The organism is Allobosea sp. GW821-FHT09G06 (genome assembly GCF_059416005.1).
This window is the reverse complement of record NZ_JBWKOI010000002.1, coordinates 222,676-242,501: the sequence shown is the minus strand read 5'-3', so window position 1 is coordinate 242,501 and position 19,826 is coordinate 222,676. Positions and strand designations below refer to the sequence as shown.

15 protein-coding genes are annotated in these 19,826 nt (G+C 65.0%); 7 read left to right on the top strand and 8 right to left on the bottom strand.

Annotated elements, in window-relative coordinates:
• Nucleotides 1–11: 11 nt before the first annotated feature.
• The 4 genes from AC07NY_RS11310 to AC07NY_RS11295 all read right to left on the bottom strand — a co-directional run bounded on the left by AC07NY_RS11310 (nucleotide 12) and on the right by AC07NY_RS11295 (nucleotide 4,856).
• Entirely contained in the window at nucleotides 12–1,208 is a 1,197-nt protein-coding gene (locus AC07NY_RS11310; RefSeq protein WP_494583923.1) for an amidohydrolase family protein, read from the bottom strand.
• Between the two features lie 32 nt (nucleotides 1,209–1,240).
• A complete protein-coding gene (locus AC07NY_RS11305) occupies nucleotides 1,241–2,176 on the bottom strand; it encodes an ABC transporter permease (RefSeq protein ID WP_494583922.1) in 936 nt (311 codons plus the stop codon).
• On the bottom strand, nucleotides 2,166–3,158 hold the full coding sequence (locus AC07NY_RS11300; protein ID WP_454658456.1) for an ABC transporter permease: 993 nt from the start codon (nucleotides 3,156–3,158) through the stop codon (nucleotides 2,166–2,168). The genes AC07NY_RS11305 and AC07NY_RS11300 overlap by 11 nt, the downstream gene beginning before the upstream one ends.
• Before the next feature lie 129 nt (nucleotides 3,159–3,287).
• Entirely contained in the window at nucleotides 3,288–4,856 is a 1,569-nt protein-coding gene (locus AC07NY_RS11295; RefSeq protein ID WP_494583921.1) for an ABC transporter substrate-binding protein, read from the bottom strand.
• Between the two features lie 244 nt (nucleotides 4,857–5,100).
• On the opposite strand from AC07NY_RS11295, the gene AC07NY_RS11290 reads away from it, so the two are divergent.
• The 5 genes from AC07NY_RS11290 to AC07NY_RS11270 all read left to right on the top strand — a co-directional run bounded on the left by AC07NY_RS11290 (nucleotide 5,101) and on the right by AC07NY_RS11270 (nucleotide 9,529).
• On the top strand, nucleotides 5,101–5,808 hold the full coding sequence (locus tag AC07NY_RS11290; protein WP_494583920.1) for a GntR family transcriptional regulator: 708 nt from the start codon (nucleotides 5,101–5,103) through the stop codon (nucleotides 5,806–5,808).
• Between the two features lie 299 nt (nucleotides 5,809–6,107).
• Nucleotides 6,108–6,923, top strand: a complete 816-nt coding sequence (locus tag AC07NY_RS11285) for an alpha/beta fold hydrolase (RefSeq protein WP_336814035.1) — start codon at nucleotides 6,108–6,110, stop codon at nucleotides 6,921–6,923.
• Nucleotides 6,924–7,278: 355 nt separating this feature from the next.
• Nucleotides 7,279–7,665 carry a c-type cytochrome gene (locus tag AC07NY_RS11280; protein ID WP_494583919.1) on the top strand — a complete coding sequence of 129 codons (387 nt, stop codon included), beginning with the start codon at nucleotides 7,279–7,281 and terminating at the stop codon, nucleotides 7,663–7,665.
• 82 nt (nucleotides 7,666–7,747) lie between these two features.
• A complete protein-coding gene (gene nhaA, locus AC07NY_RS11275) occupies nucleotides 7,748–8,959 on the top strand; it encodes a Na+/H+ antiporter NhaA (RefSeq protein ID WP_494583918.1) in 1,212 nt (403 codons plus the stop codon).
• A 120-nt stretch (nucleotides 8,960–9,079) separates the two neighbouring features.
• Nucleotides 9,080–9,529, top strand: coding sequence for an NUDIX hydrolase (locus tag AC07NY_RS11270; RefSeq protein WP_494583917.1), 450 nt, complete (start codon nucleotides 9,080–9,082; stop codon nucleotides 9,527–9,529).
• Between the two features lie 9 nt (nucleotides 9,530–9,538).
• Here AC07NY_RS11270 and AC07NY_RS11265 read toward each other — a convergent pair whose 3' ends face one another.
• Both AC07NY_RS11265 and AC07NY_RS11260 read right to left on the bottom strand, forming a co-directional pair.
• Entirely contained in the window at nucleotides 9,539–10,012 is a 474-nt protein-coding gene (locus AC07NY_RS11265; protein WP_494583916.1) for a DUF6644 family protein, read from the bottom strand.
• Nucleotides 10,013–10,088: 76 nt separating this feature from the next.
• Nucleotides 10,089–10,475 (bottom strand): DUF6152 family protein, encoded by a 387-nt coding sequence (locus AC07NY_RS11260; protein WP_494583915.1) that lies wholly within the window; start codon nucleotides 10,473–10,475, stop codon nucleotides 10,089–10,091.
• A 605-nt stretch (nucleotides 10,476–11,080) separates the two neighbouring features.
• Between AC07NY_RS11260 and AC07NY_RS11255 the strand changes: the two genes are divergently transcribed.
• Entirely contained in the window at nucleotides 11,081–11,578 is a 498-nt protein-coding gene (locus AC07NY_RS11255) for a GNAT family N-acetyltransferase (protein WP_494583914.1), read from the top strand.
• 164 nt (nucleotides 11,579–11,742) lie between these two features.
• On the opposite strand, the gene AC07NY_RS11250 is transcribed toward AC07NY_RS11255, so the two are convergent.
• Together AC07NY_RS11250 and uvrB are read right to left on the bottom strand one after the other, a co-directional pair.
• On the bottom strand, nucleotides 11,743–12,654 hold the full coding sequence (locus AC07NY_RS11250) for a hypothetical protein (RefSeq protein WP_494583913.1): 912 nt from the start codon (nucleotides 12,652–12,654) through the stop codon (nucleotides 11,743–11,745).
• Nucleotides 12,655–13,508: 854 nt separating this feature from the next.
• On the bottom strand, nucleotides 13,509–16,208 hold the full coding sequence (uvrB, locus tag AC07NY_RS11245) for an excinuclease ABC subunit UvrB (RefSeq protein WP_494583912.1): 2,700 nt from the start codon (nucleotides 16,206–16,208) through the stop codon (nucleotides 13,509–13,511).
• 142 nt (nucleotides 16,209–16,350) lie between these two features.
• Between uvrB and AC07NY_RS11240 the strand changes: the two genes are divergently transcribed.
• On the top strand, nucleotides 16,351–19,797 hold the full coding sequence (locus tag AC07NY_RS11240) for a class I SAM-dependent DNA methyltransferase (RefSeq protein ID WP_494583911.1): 3,447 nt from the start codon (nucleotides 16,351–16,353) through the stop codon (nucleotides 19,795–19,797).
• Nucleotides 19,798–19,826 lie beyond the last annotated feature (29 nt).

The window sequence follows — 19,826 nt, the reverse complement described above, 5'->3', positions numbered from 1 at the left end:
GGCTTGCAGGCTCACGGAGCAGTCCTCACCGAAACGCCGTCACGGGCGACGATCTTGCCGCGCTTGATCACGCGGCGCTTGGGCGAACGGGTCACGACGATATCCGTCAGGCTCTGGCCGGGCATGATGACGAGATCGGCGATCTTGCCTTCGGCGAGGCCGTAATCAGCGATCTCCATCACCTGGGCGCCACCGGTCGTGCAGACATGGAGGCCGAGCTCGACCTCGTCGTCGCGGCGGAAATTATTGCGCAGGCCGATGAACATGGCGCGCTCGACCATGTCGGCATTGCCATAGGGGCCCCAGGTGTCGCGGATGCCGTCCGAGCCCGAGCAGACGCGGATGCCGGCATCGAGCAGCTTCTTGACGGCCGGCGCGGTGTTGCGGGCCGGCGCCGTGGTCATGATCGCGATGTCGAGCTCGGCGAGCTGCGGGATCACGGGATCGACCAGCTCGGGCGCGGTGCCCAGGCAGAAGGCATGGCTGACCGTCACCTTGCCCTTCATGCCGAGCGCGCGGGTGCGCTCGATGATCAGGTCGAGCGAGAACAGGCCCATTTCGCCGGGCTCGTGCAGGTGGATGTCGAGCGGCCGGCCATAGGTCTGGCAGAGCCCGAAGATCGCGTCGAGATGGCCCTTGGGGTCGCGGTCGATGGCGCAGGGATCGAGACCGCCGACGATCTCGCAGCCGGCCTTCATCGCCTCGTGCATCAGTTCCAGCGTGCCCGGCCGGCGCAGCAGGCCCGATTGCGGGAAGGCGACCAGCTCGATGTCCATGATGTCCGCGTAATCCTCGCGGGTCTTCATGATGCCCTCGACGCCCCAGAGGCCGAGATCGGTGTCGACATCGACATGGCTGCGGGTATGGGTCGAGCCCAGCGTCGAGGACTGGACGGTCTGGCGCGCCGACTGGCGCGCCGGATCGAGATCGAGGCGCTTCTTGCTCAGGCGCTCGTTGTCGATCTTGTCGAGCAGCTTCGGGCCGACCTCGTTGACGTACCAGGTCATGCCCAAGAGGCTCTTGTCGAGATGGGCGTGGGCCTCGACCAGGCCAGGAATGGCGATGTCGCCGCGGCCGTCCTCGACCGTCACGCCGGCGGGCGCCGCGATGTCCTTCGCCATCCGGGTGATGCGGCCGTTCTCGATGAGGATATCGAGAGCCGGCCCGGCATTAGGCCTGACATTGCGGATGAGGAGGGAGGCAGTCATCGCAGGCGTATCCTCGTGGTTTCTTATGATGGTCAGCGCAGCTTCGGGTTCAGCGCGTCGCGCAGCCAGTCGCCGAGCAGGTTGACCGAGAGCACGATCAGGCCGAGCTGCAGCGAGGGGAAGACGACGAGCCACCAGGAGCCGGAGAACAGGTACTGGTTGCCGATGCGGATCAGCGTGCCCAGCGAAGGCTGGGTGATCGGCATGCCGACGCCGAGGAAGGAGAGCGTCGCCTCCGAGAGGATCGCGAGGCCGAGGCTCAGCGTCGCCGAGACCAGCACCGGCGTCATCGTGTTGGGCAGGATGTGGCGGCCCATGATCCGCGTCGCAGGCACCTTGATGATGCGGGCGGCGAGCACGTATTCCTTGCGGCGCTCGACCATGGTCAGCGCGCGCACGGTGCGGGCATATTGGACCCAGCTGGTCAGCGCGATCGACAGCACCAGCACCACGGCGGAGAAGGGCTCGCGCAGGGCCGGCGGCAGCATCTCGCGGAAGATCGCGGAGACCAGGATCGCCATCAGCAGGGTCGGGATCGAGAGAACGGTGTCGCCGAGCCGCATCAGCAGGTTGTCGACGCGCCCGCCATAGAAGCCGGCGGTGAGCCCGATCGAGACGCCGATCAGCATCGAGACGACGACGGCGGAAAAGCCGATGATCAGCGAGATGCGCGAGCCGTAGAGGATGGCCGAGAGCACGTCGCGGCCCTGCGGATCGGTGCCGAGCAGGAAGGGCCATTCGCCGCCATCCTGCCAGATCGGCGGGATTTCGGCCTTGTCGATGAAGATCTGCGCGAGGTCATAAGGGTTCTGCGGCGCGATCAGCGGCGCGAAGAGCGCGGTCAGGACGAGCAGCGCCAGCACCAGCGTCGAGAGCCATGCCACCGGCGTGTGGCAGAAGCTCCAGCCGATATCGCTGTCGAGGAAACGGCGCAGACGGCCTGGTTTCTTCACGGTGTCAGCGGGCATTGGCGCCTCCCGTCAGCGCGTCCTCGCGCAGGCGCGGATCGACCCAGGCATAGGTCAGGTCGACCAGCGTGTTCAGCGTGACGAAGATGAAGGAGACGACGATCAGATAGGCCGCCATCACCGGAATATCGACGAAGGTCACGGCCTGGACGAAGAGCATGCCCATGCCCGGCCACTGGAACACCGTCTCGGTGACCAGCGCGAAGGCGATGAGGTTGCCAATCTGCAGGCCGGTGACGGTGATGACCGGCATCAGGCAGTTGCGCAGCGCGTGGCCGAAATGGACGGCGCGGGACGGCAGGCCGCGCGCCCGGGCAAAGCGGATGAAGTCGGTGCGCATGGTCTCCAGCATCTCGGCGCGGACGAGGCGCATCACCAGCGTGATCTGGAAGAGCGAGAGCGTGATGCCGGGCAGGATCAGCGCCTTGCGGCCCGACGCGGTCAGGAAGCCGGTGCTCCACCAGCCGATCTGCACGACCTCGCCGCGGCCGAAGGCCGGCAGCCATTGCAGCGTCACCGAGAAGATCAGGATGAAGAGGATGCCGAGCGCGAAGCTCGGCAGCGAGACCCCGAGCACCGAGACGAATTGCAGGGTCTTGGCGAGGAAACTGTCTCGTCGGATCGCAGTGTAGACGCCCAGGGGAACGCCGACGGCGAGCGACAGGAAGGTCGCGACCAGCACGAGCTCGAAGGTCGCCGGGAAGCGCTCCGAGATCAGCGTGAAAACGTCCTGCTGGTTGCGGTAGGAGATGCCGAAATCGCCGCGCACGGCGTTGCCGACGAAGGTCGCGTACTGCAGCACGAAGCCCTTGTCGAGGCCGAGGCGGACGCGCAATTCGTCGCGCTGCTGCTGGCTCGCCTGCTCGTTCAGCATCAGCTCGACGGGGTCGCCGACGAAGCGGAAGATCAGGAAGGCGAGAAAGGCCACCGCCAGCATCACGCCGGCGGCGTTGAGCAGTCGCTTGAAGAGAAAGGCCGGCATGGGAACTCCTGCGTTCCGGCGTCATTCCCGGGCTTCGCGATGCGAGAACCCGGGAATTTCAGGAGAAGGCGCTGGTTGCCGCGACGGCCGGGGGTCAAGCCTGGCCATCGCAAATGGACCGCGGCAGCCTCACTTCATCATGGTCAGCCAGAGCCGCGGCTTGTTGTCCGAGGCCTGCACGGTCGAGGCGACGGTGTTGCGCATCGCCCAGGCCATCGGCTGCTGGTGCAGCGGGATGAAGAGCTGCTCCTGCTTGGCGATCTTGAGCGCTTCCTTCATCATCTCGATGCGCTTGGGCGTATCGAGCTCGACGCCGGCCTTGTCGATCAGCGCGTCGATGCGCGGATCACCCCAGTTGCCCCAATTGAAGACGCCACCGGTGCCGCTCTTGGAGCGCAGCACCTGGACCAGCAGGGAGTAGGCGTCGATCATCGGCTCGTTGGCCCAGCCGAAGGAGATGACGTCGAACTCGCCCTTGACGCGCTTCGGCGTCTGCTGGCTGCGCGGGGCCATGCTGAGGTTCGGCTTGAAGCCGGCGCGCGACCACATCGCCGCGACCGCCTGGCAGAACTCCTCCTCGTTGACGAGGGAGTCGCTCTGGCAGTTGATCTGGAACGAGAAGCCGTTGGGATAGCCGGCATCGGCCAGGAGCTTCTTGGCGCCGTTCAGGTCGAAGGGCAGGCGCTCGTCCTGCGGGGGCTCGTAGCCCGGGATCGCCGGGGCGACGAGGGCGCCGGTATTGCGCGACAGGCCGCGCATGGCGCGCTTGTGCACCGCGTCGATGTCGATGGCGCGATAGAGCGCCTCGCGGACCCGGATGTCCTTGAAGGGGTTTTTGTCCTTGACGTCGCTCTCGATCAGCTTGTCGCCGAGATTGAGCGCGAAGAAGACCGAGCGCAATTCGTTGGTCTGCAGCACCTTGACGTCAGGCGAGGCGGAGAGGCGCGGCAGGTCCTGCAGCGGGGCGACGTTGGTGTAGTCGATCTCGCCCGAGAGCAGCGCCGCGACGCGGGTCGAGGACGAGGTGATCGGCGAGAACTCGATCACGTCGATATTGTGCTTCGGCTTGTCCCACCAGGCGGCGTTCTTGACGAAGACCGTCTTGGAATCGGCACGGCGGCTCTCGACCTTGAACGGGCCGGTGCCGTTGGCGTTGTCGGTGGCGTAGCCCTTCACGCCCTTGCCGGAATCGGTCGGGAGCAGCGAGTTGTTCGCCTCCATCCACTCCTTGTCGAAGATGAAGATGTTGGTGAGGTCGTTGAGCAGCAGCGGATAGGGGCCGTTGACCTCGAGCTCGATCGTGTAGTCGTCGATCTTCTTCGAGCTCTTGTAGGCCGGCAGGTTGCCCTTGAGCGGCGAGGTCTCGTGGGTGACGCGGGCCAGCGAGGCGAGAACGTCATCGGCGGTGAAGGGGTTGCCGTTGTGGAACTTGACGCCCTGGCGCAGCTTGAAGCGCCAGACGGTCGGCGACACGGTTTCCCAGGATTCCGCCAGGGCCGGCTCGATCTTGAGATCGCCGGTATAGCGCACCAGCCCCTCATAGACGTGGTTCAGCACGGACAGCGTGAACGTCTCGCCGTAGGAATAGGGATCGAGCGAGGCGATCTCGCGTGACGCGCCCCATTTCAGCGTCTTGGCTTCCGCCGCACCGGTGAGCGCAAAGGCGGCGACGGCCGCCAGCAACCAGGCCTTCTTCATCGACTTCTCCCCTTTTGCATCGGCACGCCCGCGGCGGTGCCGAGTCTCGATCGCGTTCTGCCGTCCCGTTATGCACCTGGCGCTTTGCGCGCCATTTTCGTGTGCGATTATCAGGCATACTTGCATACGATATGAGAAGCGTATTGTATGCGATTATTGAACACAAGCGGAAACTGGCGCGGAGCCCGCTATCGTGACATTGACACCCCCGGACAAGACCGTTCCTGCACGAGGGAAAGCCACAATGGCCGAGAAGCGAGCCCCGGTTCTGCGCGCCGAATCCGTCTATCGGGCGCTGCGCCGGGCGATCATCGAGCAGGCGCTGAAGCCCGGCATGAAGCTGCCGGAGGACTCGATCGGCGAGCAGCTCGGCGTCAGCCGCACCCTGGTCCGCGAAGCCTTCGGGCGGCTCGCCGTCGAGGGGCTCGTCGAGCTCAAGCCCAATCGCGGCGCTTCGGTGGCCTATCCCACGCTGGAAGAGGCCCGTGACGTGTTCGAGGTCCGGCGTGGGCTCGAACGGCTCGTGGCCGAAAGCCTCGCCGGCCGCATCACCCCCGCCCAGGTCGCCGAGCTGGAAGCCCATGTCCGCCAGGAAGAGAAGGCGCATGAGCAGGACGGACCGGAATCGATCCGCCTCTCCGGCGAGTTCCACATCAAGCTCGCCAAGATGACCGGCAACGCGCTGCTGCTGCGCTATGTCCAAGAGGCCTCCTCGCGCTGCTCGCTGATCCTGGCGATCTACGGACGCCCGCATTCCAGCGAATGCGCCGTCTCCGAGCACCGGCAATTGATCGATGCGCTGCGGGCCGGCGATGCCGCCCGGGCGGCCGACCTGATGGACCACCATCTGCGGGCCGTGGTCACCCGCGCGCTGCTGACGCCCCGCGTCGAACGCGACATTCGCGACGTGCTCGCGCCCTACGCTCTCAGCGAAGGCCTGAACCCGTCCTGACCCTGTGACCGAGCCTAGCGACATCCCGGCAGCCCGCCGCATCGCGCACAAAGACATGCGCCAGACGCAGGCCAATTAGTCCTTGGTCTATTTGATCTGCGTCAAGAACATTGCGCCCCCTGCGCTCAAGCCATGGCGGGGGCGGGATCGATGCGCCATCCTGACACGAAGCGATCCCATCGGCCAATCAAGACCGAGCGATCAGGGCGGGCGACCCACTATTCCAGGGAGGATGGGGCCATGGACGGAATCATGCGCGGACTGCGCAGCATTCGGCATCTCCATCCGCGAGGTGACGCATGACGGCCACCACGGACATCACCGACTTCAAGGTCGAGACGCCGGACGGTGCAGTGCTGCACGCCTTCAAGGAAGGGCATGGCCAGCCATTGCTGCTGGTCAGCGGGCTCAGCGGCAGCGCCGCCTTCTGGAGCGATATCGCCGCGACGCTCTCGCGCTCCTTCCAGGTCATCCGCTTCGACCAGCGCGGCATCGGCGCCAGCACGCGCGGTGAGGCGCCCTGCACCATCGAGTTGCTGGCGCAGGACAGCCTCGCCGTTCTCGACGCCGCCGGCGTCTCGCGAGCCGTGGTGCTCGGCCACTCGACCGGCGGCTGCATCGCGCAGGCCATCGCCAAGCTCGCGCCCGGCCGGCTCGACGGCCTGATCCTGAGCGCGAGCTGGCTCAAATCCGGCCGCTATCTCAATGCCGTCTTCGGCGCCCGGCGCGCCATCCTCGCCTGCGACCCCTATGCCTATGCCGCGACCTCGGTGCTCAGCGGCTACCAGCCGCGCTGGATCGAGGCGAACTGGCACATCTACGATGCCGCGATCGAGGCCGCGCCTGTCAGCGAACACGCCCGGACGATCACACGCGAGCGCCTCGACGCCCTGCTCGCCTTCGACGGCACCGCCGATATCGACTCGCTGATGATGCCGGTGCTCGTGCTCGGCACGCGCGACGACATGGTCGTGCCGGTCTATCATCAGGAAGCGCTCGCCGCCGCCCTGCCCGGCTGCCGCCGCGCGATCATGGAAACCGGCGGACACCTCTTCCCGGTCTCGCGGCCGGATGCCTTCACCGCGACCGTGGCGGAGTGGATCGGCGAGCTCTGAATTAAGAGCCTCTAACAAGACCCGGAGGGGTCTCGACGCCGGCAATTCGTCCGGTCCGCCAGGAGCGGGGTGCAGCCGATACCGTTGGTATCGGCAAGCGCCGCGACGCCGCGGGCGGTCGAATTCCCGGCGCCGAAGGTGGGCTTTGGAGGGCCGCCTGCGGCGTCGGAGCGACTTGCCGATAATCGATGGATATCGCCTGCGCGCCCCTCCTGGCATTCGGCCCTCCAAAGCCCATCGAGACCCCTCCGGGTTTTGTTAGAGGCTCTTAAACGCCGCGCGGCGAAATGGCTCATGCCGCCGCTGCGCATCTCGGCGCTAAGTTGAGAATGTCTCCAAGTCGAAAGACATGATCATGCGAGCCATTCTCTCCGGCCTTGTCCTCCTGCTTCCCCTCCTTGCCCAGCCTGCCACGGCGCAGGACATCTCGGCAGGCGAGCGCTCCTTCGCCAAGTGCCGGGCCTGCCATCAGGTCGGCGAGGGCGCGCGCAATCTCGTCGGCCCCGAGCTCAACGGATTGATCGGCCGGCATTCCGGCGCGGTCGAGGGCTACAGCTACTCGAACGCCAACAAGAACTCGGGCCTGACCTGGGACGAGGCGACCTTCATCGACTACATCAAGGACCCCAGGGCCAAGATCCCCGGCACCAAGATGATCTTCGTCGGCATCAAGAGCGAGAAGGAGATCAAGGACCTGATCGCCTTCCTCAAGCAGTTCGACAAGGACGGCAAGAAGCTCTGATTCCGCCTGCGGCATCGACAAACTTGGCCTTGAGCGACCGCCTGTCGTATCTCTTCTGCTCCAATCGACAGAGGAGAACCTGATGACCGGCGCTGCCCACCGGACCCGCCCCGTTTCCGCCTTGCGGGATTTCCTGCATAGCGAAGCCGCCGGCGGCATCATCCTGATGGTGGTCGCGGCGCTTGCCCTCGTCATCGCCAACTCGCCGCTGGCGCCGCTCTATTTCGGCGCGCTGAAGAGCTATGTGCTCGGGCTTTCGGTCCTGCACTGGATCAACGACGCGCTGATGGCGGTGTTCTTCCTGCTCGTCGGGCTGGAGATCAAGCGCGAGATGCTCGACGGCCAGCTCTCGAGCTGGAGCCGCCGCGTACTGCCCGGCTTCGCCGCGCTCGGCGGCATGGTCGCGCCGGCCCTGATCTATGTCACCTTCAATCTCGGCGCGCCCGAGAGCCTGCGCGGCTGGGCGATCCCGACCGCGACCGACATCGCCTTCGCGCTCGGCGTGCTCTCGCTGCTCGGCCCGCGCGTGCCGGCCTCGCTCAAGGTCTTCCTGACGGCGCTCGCCATCCTCGACGATCTCGGCGCGGTGATCATCATCGCAGTGTTCTACACGGCCGGCCTGTCCGGCCTCCATCTCGGCCTCGCGGCAGCGACGCTGGTCGTGCTCGCACTGCTCAACCGCTTCGGCGTGACGCGGCTCGGCCCCTATCTCCTGCTCGGCGTCGCGCTCTGGGTCTTCACGCTGAAATCCGGCGTGCATGCGACGCTGGCCGGCGTGGCGCTGGCCCTCACGATCCCGCTCAAGCCCTCCCCGGCCAGGCCCGACGATGCCAGCTCGCCGCTGCACCGGCTGGAGCATGGCCTGCATCCTTACGTCGCCTTCCTGGTCATCCCCATCTTCGGCTTCGCCAATGCCGGCGTCTCCTTCAGCGGGCTCGGCCTCTCGACGCTTGCCGCGCCGGTGCCGCTCGGCATCATGCTCGGGCTCTTCCTCGGCAAGCAGGTCGGCGTGTTCGGCTTCAGCTGGCTGGCGATCCGCACCGGCTTCGCCGACCTGCCGGCCCGCGCCTCCTGGGCGCAGTTCTACGGCATCGCCCTGCTCTGCGGCATCGGCTTCACCATGAGCCTGTTCATCGGGCTGCTCGCCTTCCCGGATTCGGAGGCACTGCAGAGCCAGACGAAGATCGGCGTGATCGCGGGCTCGCTCATCTCCGGCATCGGCGGCTGGCTCCTGCTGCGCTTGTCACAACCGCAGGATGTCCACACCCAGGGCATGCACGAATCGAAAGGCTGATGCGATTCAGCGGAACGCCTCTTCCATTTTTCCGAATCGATGCAATATTTATTCGCTCCGGCGAACATCTGTGATTCGGAGCCGGACGAATGTGCAGCCAGGAGAGGGCTCTCAGCGTCGATGAAGAAGGCCAAGCGGAAACCGGGGGAGAAGCGGTCGCAGATCGCCGCCATGCCGATCCGCCACGCCGCCGACGGCTCGACTGAAATCCTGCTCGTCACCTCGCGCACCACGCGCCGCTGGATCGTGCCCAAAGGCTGGCCGATGAAGGGCCTCAAGGATCGCGACGCCGCCGCGCGCGAGGCCTATGAGGAGGCTGGCGTCGTCGGCCGCGTCAGCGAGAAGCCGGCCGGGCGCTATACCTACTGGAAGCGGATGAGCGACCATTTCGCGCTCTGCGAGGTGAAGCTCTACCTGCTCGAAGTCGAGCAGCAGCTCGATAGCTGGGCCGAGCAACACCAGCGCGACCTGCACTGGTTCAAGCTGGCCGACGCTGCCGATATCGTCGACGAGCCGGAGCTCAGCACCGCCATCCGCAAGCTCGACACGCAGCTCGCCGTCGCGGCTTAAGGCGCCGAGCTAGACGAAGCCGATCCAGCGCCCCGCCAGCAGCACCGCAAGCCAGAGCGTGAAGGAAGCGAATGCGCTCGCCCGCACACGCCCCGACACCCGCTCCGTCGCGAGCGCCTCCGCCAGCGCCCTGCCCCGATGCTGGAGCGCGATATTGCCGAGCGCCAGCCCGAGCAAAGCGAGCTTGGCGAGGAAGGCGGGATTGCCCGCATATTCCGCGGGCTTCACCGTGAAGAGCCAGGCGCCGGTCAACAGCGCCAGCGTGAGGCCGAAGGCGGCGGCGCGGGTCAGGAAAGGCGCGAGCACGGCGAGCGGGGCGCAGCGCAGCAGGCCGATCAATCGGAGATCGAGCGGCAGGATCGCGCCGACGAGCAGGCCGATGCCGAGGATATGGGCGGCGTTGACGACGAGATAAGCCGTGCCGGAGCGCTGCAGCCACAGCGCGCCCGGCCAGTGCCCCAGCGCTTCGATCAGTTCGGCCACGCCGAACTCGCTGCGCGAGGATATTCAGCCAGCATCGGCAGTCTCCGAAAACCGGTTCCCACTTTTCGGGCCGATGCTAGTTCGTGCGGATGCGCTCCGGGTACATGTCGTAATCCTTGCCGGCGAGGGTGATGCGCACGGCCTTCATATGCAGCTTGTCCTTGTCGAGATGGCGGTTGCCGAGCGCGGTGATGGCATCGCCCGGCTTGGCCGTGTCGCCGCGGAAGCCGGAGCGCTCGGTCTGGTTGGGATTGCCGAGATCGACCTGCCAGAGCTTGCCCTCGGACTCGACCATCAGCATCGGATGCGGCGGGGCCATCGAGATCTTGCTGATCTTGCCCTTGAGCGTCATCTGCTCGCCCTCGGCCCAGGCCCAGCCGTGATGCGCCAGCGCCGGCAGCGCGACGGTGGCGGCAAGGCCGGCGAGAATGACGGGAAGGCGGCGGCGGTTCAGCATCGTCATGCAACGTCTCCCTGCTCGGGCGCGCGAGCCGCGCGCCTCTCGACAACCAGCCTGCCACGGCCGGGTTGCAGCCGGGCCATCACATCTGCGTTGACGCGCTCAGGAACCACGCAAGCGCCTGCGGCCGCCCGCGTCGCCGCGTGCGGGGAGAATGAGGGGCAGCGGAGCGCCGCGAGGCGCAGGGTATCGGCCGCTTCCGTTGAGCCAGGATGCGGCGCGGAAGGAACCCCTTCCGCACGCCCCGTGGCGCTCCGCTTGCCGGCGATTTGAAAGCCACGGGCCGCGCTTATACGGTCGGAGTTCCGTAGGCCCGGCGCTTCACGGATCAGGTCGGCTCATCGCCTCGTCATCCGTTCCGCGCCCGGCCCCGGATATCCCGAACCTTCCAGCGAGCTCCTCGCACAGGGATCGTAATGTCCCCAGGGCGGTTCCCGCAGCCTCCCGAGTCCGGGGCGCAAACCCGGCCGCAGGGCGCCGCCCCCGCCCCGCCATGCAGCATGCCTCCGGATGGCCGCCCCTCGGGGTGAGGTGGGCCGAGGATAGGCATGGGCCGCGCTGGCGGGGATTAGTTTTCATCGGCGATAGCGGCATGGCATAAGCCCCGCATGGATATCCGCCCCGAACAGCCCGAAGATTTCGATGCCATCCGCGCCCTGACCACGGAGGCCTTCGCGACGGCGCCGCATAGCAGTGGCACCGAAGCGGCGATCGTCGACGGCTTGCGCACGGCCGGGGCGCTGACGCTCTCGCTCGTCGCCGTCGAGGAGGGCGAGATCGTCGGCCATGTCGCCTTCTCGCCGGTGACGATCGACGGGGCGGAACGCGATTGGTTCGGGCTCGGGCCGGTCTCGGTGCGATCAAGCAGGCAGCGCGGCGGCATCGGCTCGGGCCTGATCCGCGAGGGCCTGCGGCGCCTGCGCGAGAATGGCGCCGCTGGCTGCGTCCTGCTCGGCGACCCCGCCTATTACGGCCGCTTCGGCTTCGCTACTGATCCGGCGCTGGTGCTGGAGGGCGTGCCGCCGGAATACTTCATGCGCCTCGGTTTCGGCGCGGAGCCGCCGGCCGGCAAGGTGCGCTATCACACGGCTTTCGGCGGGGCCTGAGGCTCAGACCGCCCAGAACTCCCGTGCGCCCGGCGGCAGCTTGGCCAGCGCGCGCTCGAAGGCTTGCGGCTCGACATGCCGGCGCAGCGCCCGACGAGCAGTTGCTGGCTGGCCAAGGTCCCCGCCCTGCAGGAACATCTCCGCGCAGCAGCGGCAGATTACATCTAATTAGTAAGCTTATTGGTAAGATGTGACGGCATTTTTCCAACGACATGGCAACCTTTTTCTTCATCCCAAAAGTAATAAATTCTAACTTGATTTGCGTTATTATAACCTGTTCCGTATTTTAAATGATCGTACATTACCCGCCTACCGTCACCATACGAAACGGAATATTCATCCCGTTTTTTTGCTTCATCTCTATTCGCAAAGCACGCACTATCACTAAAACCAATTTCGGCAAGCTTCTTGTTTGCAGTATCTCGCTGCGATATGTCGTTCAATTTCCGCGCTGGCGTCATATGATCCCTCATAATCAGCAACGCCCTCTCAATCCTTTCGATCATATTATTATGGCCATTTTTCTTACAATCTTTAAGGGCCGCCTGATGGATATAAACCGAATTCCCTAGGACAGCCTCAGCCCAATCTTCGAGCTCATCATATGAACGAAGAGGGATGTAATCGCTTCTCGACGGCGGGACAGAAATCTGCTTCTGCCGCAAACTGAATTCCAGCACACCTATTTTATCATTCAATCTTGAAATATCGGCCTTCAAAGATTCGTTATGTCGCTCAGCTTCAAGCCTGAGGACTTCCTCGCTTTGCGCGAGGCTCATCCATTCATCTCTCTCTTCCTGTGCGGCGACCAAATCGTCGTTATCGGCCCTGCTTATAGCATCAATGTAACCAACTCTACTTGCGTGACGGGCGGCGTCACGAACGGCTGAGTAACGATGAAATCCGGCGTCTGATCTCTCCAAGAATGGCGCTGTGAGCACACGGCGCACGATCTGCCTCAGAGTAGTACTGACGTCGAATGTCCCCGGCACCCACAGAGGGTGCTTGAACGGGTCTTCTGTCGCATCGCTCAATCCCTGTTGATAGAGCCTAATTGCCCCGTTGAAAGTCGACATGCGCTTTCCGAGAAGCTTAGTTAATTCCCAGCTTGCGTCCTCTGACAAAACGACAATGTGCGCTGCGCCACCGACTTTCTTAGATAATATATCGATATTTGAATTAGCGTACTCTGCGCGCTCATCAAAAACGATTACAGGAAGTCTTCGGTCTCTACTATATAGTAACTCAGTTAAATCTGAAACGTCGGATCTACCTATGGGCGTAACAACCTCCGAGAGTGAGCGCCCATCAGCCTCAGCGGAGAGCTTATCAATTATCCACTGGACAACGCTCGGTCGAGTAGTCTCAGTCGGCGCACATTCACCTCGCCGTACGCAAGTCAACTGAGCGCCGAAGCGAGCTAAATGTCCGGCTCGCTTTTCGACAAAGAACTCCGAAACCCAGCTTCGTGGAGCGGAAGGATCAGGCCAATCGAGCCTCGCCGCCCACAGCGTCCCATCAAAAGCGTCTAGACGAACGGCCCGAGTGGGGTTGGCGCCGAACTCGTCACTTATATCGAAGCTTAAACCCGCAAGAATACCCGGCGTTAACGGTATTCCAGAACGAGGCGGCAGACCGCGCTTGGGCGACTGAGACATCCATCGCAAGACTTCAGACACACATGCATCAAATGCATTTGTGTCACTCAACTCAAACCAAACGCGCGACATAGGCTCTACTGGAGACCGCGCTCGCCCAATGTCTAAGAGGCTGCGAGCCTCCAAATGGCGGGCGATCTTCAAATCTTGAGGGCCAGCCATATCTGACGCCGTCCGGTAGTTTGAATGTATCTGGGGCAATAGCGAATCAAAAAATTGTATTTAGGTCGTGGAGATACGCAATCAGGGCCCTGCATATTATCCGCAAACATTTACCTCCGCCGCCGTCTCTCCCCCGCCCCCTTCGGCCGCGATTCCGGCACCGGGCCCATCTCGTCCAGGGTCGGCTTCCGCACGCGTGAGGTGCCCGCCAGCAACGGGTTCGGCTTCTCGCCGGCTTTCGGCTTGCCCTCGCCGCCGCCCCAGTTATGCGGGCCCATGTCCTCGTCCGTGGGCTTGCGGGCACGGGTGGGCGGCAGGTTGGCGCTGGAGCCATAGCTGCGCTCGCCCTTGTACTTGCCGGCGGAGGCCTCGACATCGCTCTGGCGGGCGAGCGGGTCGTCCGAGATCGCCAGTTCCGTCGCCTGCAGGCGCTTGATCTCGTCGCGCAGGCGGGCCGCCGTCTCGAATTCGAGATCGGCCGCGGCCTCGCGCATGCGCTTCTCGAGATCGGCGATCGCGGCCTTGAGATTGTGGCCCGAGGCCGGCGTCACCAGCCCCTTGTCGACCGTGACATGGTCGCGCTCATAGACCGAGCCGAGGATGTCGCCGATGGCGCGCTTGATCGTCTGCGGCGTGATGCCGTTCGCCTCGTTATAGGCGACCTGCTTCTCGCGGCGGCGATTGGTCTCCGCCATCGCCCGCTCCATCGAGCCGGTGATGTGGTCGGCATAGAGGATGACCTTGCCGTCCACGTTACGGGCGGCACGGCCGATGGTCTGGATCAGCGAGGTCTCGGAGCGGAGGAAGCCCTCCTTGTCGGCGTCGAGAATGGCGACGAAGCCGCATTCGGGGATGTCGAGGCCCTCGCGCAGCAGGTTGATGCCGACCAGCACGTCGAAGGCGCCGAGCCTGAGGTCGCGCAGGATCTCGATGCGCTCGATCGTGTCGATGTCGGAGTGCATGTAGCGCACGCGCACGCCGTTCTCGTGCAGGTACTCGGTCAGGTCCTCGGCCATGCGCTTGGTCAGCACCGTGACGAGGGTGCGATAGCCCTTCTCGGTGACCTCCTTGACCTCGTCCAGGAGGTCCGCGACCTGATGCTTGGCGGGGCGGATCTCGACCGGCGGATCGATCAAACCTGTCGGGCGGATGACCTGCTCGGTGAAGACGCCGCCGGTCTGGTCCATCTCCCAGCCGCCGGGCGTGGCCGAGACATGCACCGACTGGGGCCGCATCGCGTCCCATTCCTCGAAGCGCAATGGCCGGTTGTCCATGCAGGACGGCAGGCGGAAGCCGTATTCGGCCAAAGTCGCCTTGCGGCGGAAGTCGCCCCGGTACATGCCCCCGATCTGCGGCACGGAGACGTGGCTCTCGTCGGTGAAAACGAGGGCGTTGTCGGGCAGGTATTCGAACAGGGTCGGCGGCGGCTCGCCCGGCTTGCGGCCGGTGAGATAGCGCGAATAGTTCTCGATGCCGTTGCAGGAGCCAGTGGCCTCGATCATCTCGATGTCGAAGGTGCAGCGCTGGTCGAGCCTTTGCGCCTCCAGGAAGCGGCCCATGCGGTTGAGCTCGTCGAGGCGGGCCTTGAGCTCCTCCTTGATCGACTTCACGGCCTGGGTCAGCGTCGGGCGCGGCGTGGTGTAGTGCGAATTGCCGTAGACCTTGATGAATTCGAGCTCGCCGGTCTTCTGGCCGGTCAGCGGGTCGAATTCGGAGATCGACTCGACCTCGTCGCCGAACAGGCCGATGCGCCAGGCGCGGTCCTCATAGTGGGCCGGGTAGAGCTCGATGACGTCGCCGCGGACGCGGAAGGTGCCGCGGGCGAAGTCGTGCTGGGTGCGCTTGTACTGGAGCGCGACGAGATCGGCGATGAGCTGGCGCTGCTCGATGCGCTCGCCGAGCTTCACCGAGAAGGTCATCGCCGTATAGGTCTCGACCGAGCCGATACCGTAGATGCAGGAGACCGAGGCGACGATGATCACGTCGTCGCGTTCGAGCAGGGAGCGCGTCGCCGAGTGGCGCATGCGGTCGATCTGCTCGTTGATCGAGGATTCCTTCTCGATATAGGTGTCCGAGCGCGGAACATAGGCTTCCGGCTGGTAATAGTCGTAATAGGAGACGAAGTACTCGACCGCGTTGTCGGGGAAGAAGCTCTTGAATTCCCCGTAAAGCTGTGCCGCCAGCGTCTTGTTCGGCGCGAGGATCAGCGCCGGGCGCTGCGTCTCCTCGATCACCTTCGCCATGGTGAAGGTCTTGCCCGAGCCGGTGACGCCGAGCAGGACCTGGTCGCGCTCCTGCCGGCGGATGCCGTCGACGAGATCGGCGATCGCGGTGGGCTGGTCGCCCGACGGGGAGAAATCCGATTTCATCGTGAAGGCGATTCCCCCCTCCGATTTCTCGGGGCGCTCGGGCCGGTGCGGCGTCCAGGGCTTGCCGGGCTGGATGAAGGGACTGCCGGTCTCCAGGAGATGCTGCAGCGAACTCGCCGTCGCGGCCGCTGCACCCTCGGCGCCGATGAAGGCGGAATCCGCCTTCTTGGAGAGCTTGCGCTTTGGCCTCTCCTCGCCGCCGGGCCGTTCCAGCGCGTAGCTCGGCTTCGCCTCGTAGCCGGCCTGCGGCTGGTCGCTGAAGCCGGAGGCGCCACCCGGCACCGCCGTGCCGCGGTTGATCGCGGGATTCAAGAGGTCGGCGAGATAGCCTTCGAGCGGCTTCAGCTCGGGCTTCGTCGCCTTGGAATTCGGCGTGCGCGCCGAGGACGGCTTCTTCGCAGCCTTGGGCTTGGTCGCGGGGGTGTCGGAGCTTTTCGGCATGGCCGCAATATGGGGCGGAACGGGCCGCGATGCGAGAGGGCGCAGCGCCCTGAAGGCATGATTGGTGACAGGAGTTGACAGGATCGGGATATGCAATCTTAGATTGCATATCCTTTTTAAATTCAACCTGTGGAGATGGACCATGTCGGGGGGCGGGTCCGAGGCCGAAGCGGCGGCGGTGGAGGCTTTCATCGCCCGCTGGCGCCTCTCGGAGGGCGCGGAGCGGGCAGCCTATGCCCAGTTCCTCAGCGAGTTCTGCCGCTTGATCGGCGTCGAGCCGCCGCAGCCGCCGACCAGCGATTCCGGCGCGGTGACCTATCGTTTCGAATATCCCGTGCGCTTCCCCGACGGGCTGGGCGGTCACAGCACGGGGCGCATCGACCTCTACCGGAAAGGCGCCTTCGTCCTCGAAGCCAAGCAGAGCCGCCTGAAGGGACAGGCCAAGGAGGTGCTGCCGGCGCAGGGCGCCCTCCCCTTCACGGAGCCGGCCGGGCCGCGCGGCCGGCGCGGGGCCGATCGCGCCTGGGACGTGCTGATGCTCAATGCCAGACGCCAAGCGGAGGACTATGCCAAGGCGCTGCCGGCGAGCCATGGCTGGCCGCCGTTCCTGATCGTCTGCGATGTCGGGCACTGCTTCGAGTTCTACGCCGACTTCACCGGGCAAGGTAAGAATTACGTCCAGTTCCCCGATCGGCAGAGCTATCGCGTCTATCTCGACGACCTGCGCGATCCCGCCCTGCGCCGGCGCCTCGCGACGATCTGGAGCGAGCCGCTCTCGCTCGATCCCGCCCGCCATGCGGCCCGCGTCACCCGCGCCATCGCCGAGCGGCTGGCGGCCGTTTCGAAGGTGCTGGAGCGCGACCACGACCCCGAGGAGGTGGCGCTCTTCCTGATGCGCTGCCTGTTCACGATGTTCGCCGAGGATGTCGGGTTGATCCGCAAGGACGCCTTCAAGGCCTTGCTGCGCGAATGCCGCGACGCGCCGGATTCGTTCCTGCCGCTGGTCTCGGAGCTGTGGCAGGCGATGGACAAGGGCGAGTACTCGACCTCCGTGCGCGAACGCATGAAGCGCTTCAACGGCAAGCTATACGAAGATGCCGAGGTATTTCCGCTCGGGCGCGAGGAAATCGGCGAATTGCTGGCCGCAGCCGAGCATGACTGGAAGGAGGTCGAGCCCGCCATCTTCGGCACCTTGCTGGAGCAGGCGCTCGACCCACAGGAGCGGGCCCGGCTCGGCGCGCATTACACACCCCGTGCCTATGTCGAGAGGTTGGTGGTCGAGACGGTGATCGGCCCGCTGCGCGAAGACTGGCGCGCGGTTCTCGGCGCCGCCCAGCAGGCCCGCGACGGCGGCGAGGCGCGGAAGGCCTTGGCCCTGGTCGAGGATTTTCACGAAACGCTGTGCACCACGCGGATTCTCGACCCGGCCTGCGGGACAGGGAATTTCCTGCATGTTTCACAAGAGCTTATGAAGAAATTGGAAGGCGAGGTTCTCGATGCCGCCGGCGAACTCGGACGCAACGAGGAGCTTTCCGGCTTCGCGATCCATCAGGTCGGCCCGCATCAGTTCCTCGGCCTGGAAACCAACCGACGAGCCGTCGCAATCGCCGATCTCGTGCTCTGGATCGGCCATCTGCAATGGCATTTCCGCACGCGCCCGCATGCGCCGCGCGAGCCGATCCTCGAGAAGCTCGACCATATCTACAAGCAGGATGCGGTGCTGACCTGGGATGGCTGCCCGGTTCCGGGCTGGCGCGACGGCCATGAAACCTTGCCGAACCCGCGTCGGCCGGACTGGCCGGAGGCTGAGTTCATCGTCGGCAATCCGCCCTTCATCGGCGGCAAGGATCTGCGCTCAAGGCTCGGGAGCGTTCATGCGGAAGCGCTCTGGGCGGCGCATCCTCAGATGAACGAGAGCGCCGATCTCGTGATGTATTGGTGGGACCACGCCGCCGAACTCCTGACCCACCCCGGCACCTGCCTGCGCCGCTTCGGATTCGTCACGACGAACTCGATCACGCAGATTTTCCAGCGCCGCACGGTCGAGCGACACCTTTCGGGCAAGCGGCCGCTCTCGATCGTCATGGCGATCCCGGACCATCCCTGGACGAAGGCGGGGCGGGAAAGCGCCGCCGTGCGGATCGCGATGACGGTCGCGCAGGCGGGTTCTCATGACGGCAAACTCTGCACGGTCCTGTCCGAATCCGGGCTCGATACCGACCAGCCGCAGATCGAGCTCGCCGTGAGCGAGGGACGGATCAATTCCGACCTGACGATCGGCGTGGATATGACCCAGGCAACGCCCTTGCGGAGCAATGACGGGCTGTGTTCGCCGGGCGTGAAGCTGCACGGCTCGGGCTTCATCGTGACGCCCGCCGAGGCGCGCGCTCTCGGCCTCGGCCGCCGGGAAGGCTTGGACAATCATGTCCGCAACTATCGCAACGGGCGGGATCTGACGGCACGTGCGCGTGACGTGATGGTGATCGATCTCTTCGGACTCGCTGCGGAAGAGGTTCGGGAACGCTTCCCGGAGGTCTACCAGCACATCAAACGGACGGTGAAAGAGGAAAAAGACGGCAACGGAAGGCTTATCGGCCGCGATGCGAACCGGCGCGAAAGCTACCGCGAACTATGGTGGGTTTTCGGCGAGCCGCGACGCGAGCTACGCCCCGCGCTCAACCTTCTTCAGCGCTACATCGCCACTGTCGAAACCGCCAAGCACCGCACCTTCCAGTTCCTCGACACATCGATCCTGCCGGACAACAAGATCTTGGCGATCGCTCTCTCGGACGCGTACACGCTCGGCGTCCTGTCCTCCCGCATCCACGAGACTTGGTATCTGGCCACCGCCGGCAAACGTGGTGTCTATGAACGCGATGCAGTCTATGTGAAGTCTCGCTGTTTTGACCCGTTTCCCTTCCCCGATGCGACCGAGCATCAGAGGGAGGCCATCCGCCGCCCGGCGGAAGCACTCAACGTGCTGCGCAAGCAGGTTTTGGCGGACCATCCCGACCTGACACTGACCAAGCTCTACAATGTCCGTGAGGCTCTTCGCGCAGGCTACGCATTGACCGCCACGGAGGAGGATATCCGCGACCGCGGGCTCATCGTGATCCTCGACGAATATCATGAAGCACTCGATGCCGCCGTTACCGCCGCCTATGGCTGGTCGGCAGATCTCGGTGAGGAAGAGATGCTGACCCGGCTCGTCGCCCTCAACCGGGAGCGCGCACAGGAGGAGGCACAAGGTTTGGTACGCTGGCTCAGGCCGGACTATCAGCGCCCACGCTTCGGCTCACCCGGTCGTGGAGGCGAGCAGGTCGAAGCCGCCTTGCCGATACCGGCCCCGGCAGCCGCGAGCAAACCGGCCTTTCCGACCGATGCCGTGGGCCGCGTTGCGGCCGTGCTCGCGGCGCTGGCTGGCACCTCGACGCCCATCGATGCGGCTGCGATCGCAGGGAGCTTCCGCCAGGGTCTCAGGGTCGAGCGCGCGATCCGCGACATCCTGATCTCGCTGGCGCGGGTCGGCGAGATATCCACGCTCGATGGCGGACATAGCTTCGCGCGCCGGCTGCTGGCGAGCGGTTGAGGGAAGGCGTGCGCGGCATCGGTCGATGC

Excerpts from the sequence above, each read along its gene's own strand:
- AC07NY_RS11295 (WP_494583921.1), bottom strand. The coding sequence starts at position 4,856 with ATGAAGAAGGCCTGGTTGCTGGCGGCCGTCGCCGCCTTTGCGCTCACC.
- AC07NY_RS11260 (WP_494583915.1), bottom strand. The coding sequence starts at position 10,475 with ATGACGATGCTGAACCGCCGCCGCCTTCCCGTCATTCTCGCCGGCCTT.
- AC07NY_RS11300 (WP_454658456.1), bottom strand. The coding sequence starts at position 3,158 with ATGCCGGCCTTTCTCTTCAAGCGACTGCTCAACGCCGCCGGCGTGATG.
- uvrB (WP_494583912.1), bottom strand. The coding sequence starts at position 16,208 with ATGCCGAAAAGCTCCGACACCCCCGCGACCAAGCCCAAGGCTGCGAAG.
- AC07NY_RS11285 (WP_336814035.1), top strand. The coding sequence starts at position 6,108 with ATGACGGCCACCACGGACATCACCGACTTCAAGGTCGAGACGCCGGAC.
- AC07NY_RS11280 (WP_494583919.1), top strand. The coding sequence starts at position 7,279 with ATGCGAGCCATTCTCTCCGGCCTTGTCCTCCTGCTTCCCCTCCTTGCC.
- nhaA (WP_494583918.1), top strand. The coding sequence starts at position 7,748 with ATGACCGGCGCTGCCCACCGGACCCGCCCCGTTTCCGCCTTGCGGGAT.
- AC07NY_RS11290 (WP_494583920.1), top strand. The coding sequence starts at position 5,101 with ATGGCCGAGAAGCGAGCCCCGGTTCTGCGCGCCGAATCCGTCTATCGG.
- AC07NY_RS11240 (WP_494583911.1), top strand. The coding sequence starts at position 16,351 with ATGTCGGGGGGCGGGTCCGAGGCCGAAGCGGCGGCGGTGGAGGCTTTC.
- AC07NY_RS11305 (WP_494583922.1), bottom strand. The coding sequence starts at position 2,176 with ATGCCCGCTGACACCGTGAAGAAACCAGGCCGTCTGCGCCGTTTCCTC.
- AC07NY_RS11310 (WP_494583923.1), bottom strand. The coding sequence starts at position 1,208 with ATGACTGCCTCCCTCCTCATCCGCAATGTCAGGCCTAATGCCGGGCCG.
- AC07NY_RS11255 (WP_494583914.1), top strand. The coding sequence starts at position 11,081 with ATGGATATCCGCCCCGAACAGCCCGAAGATTTCGATGCCATCCGCGCC.
- AC07NY_RS11270 (WP_494583917.1), top strand. The coding sequence starts at position 9,080 with ATGAAGAAGGCCAAGCGGAAACCGGGGGAGAAGCGGTCGCAGATCGCC.
- AC07NY_RS11250 (WP_494583913.1), bottom strand. The coding sequence starts at position 12,654 with ATGTCGACTTTCAACGGGGCAATTAGGCTCTATCAACAGGGATTGAGC.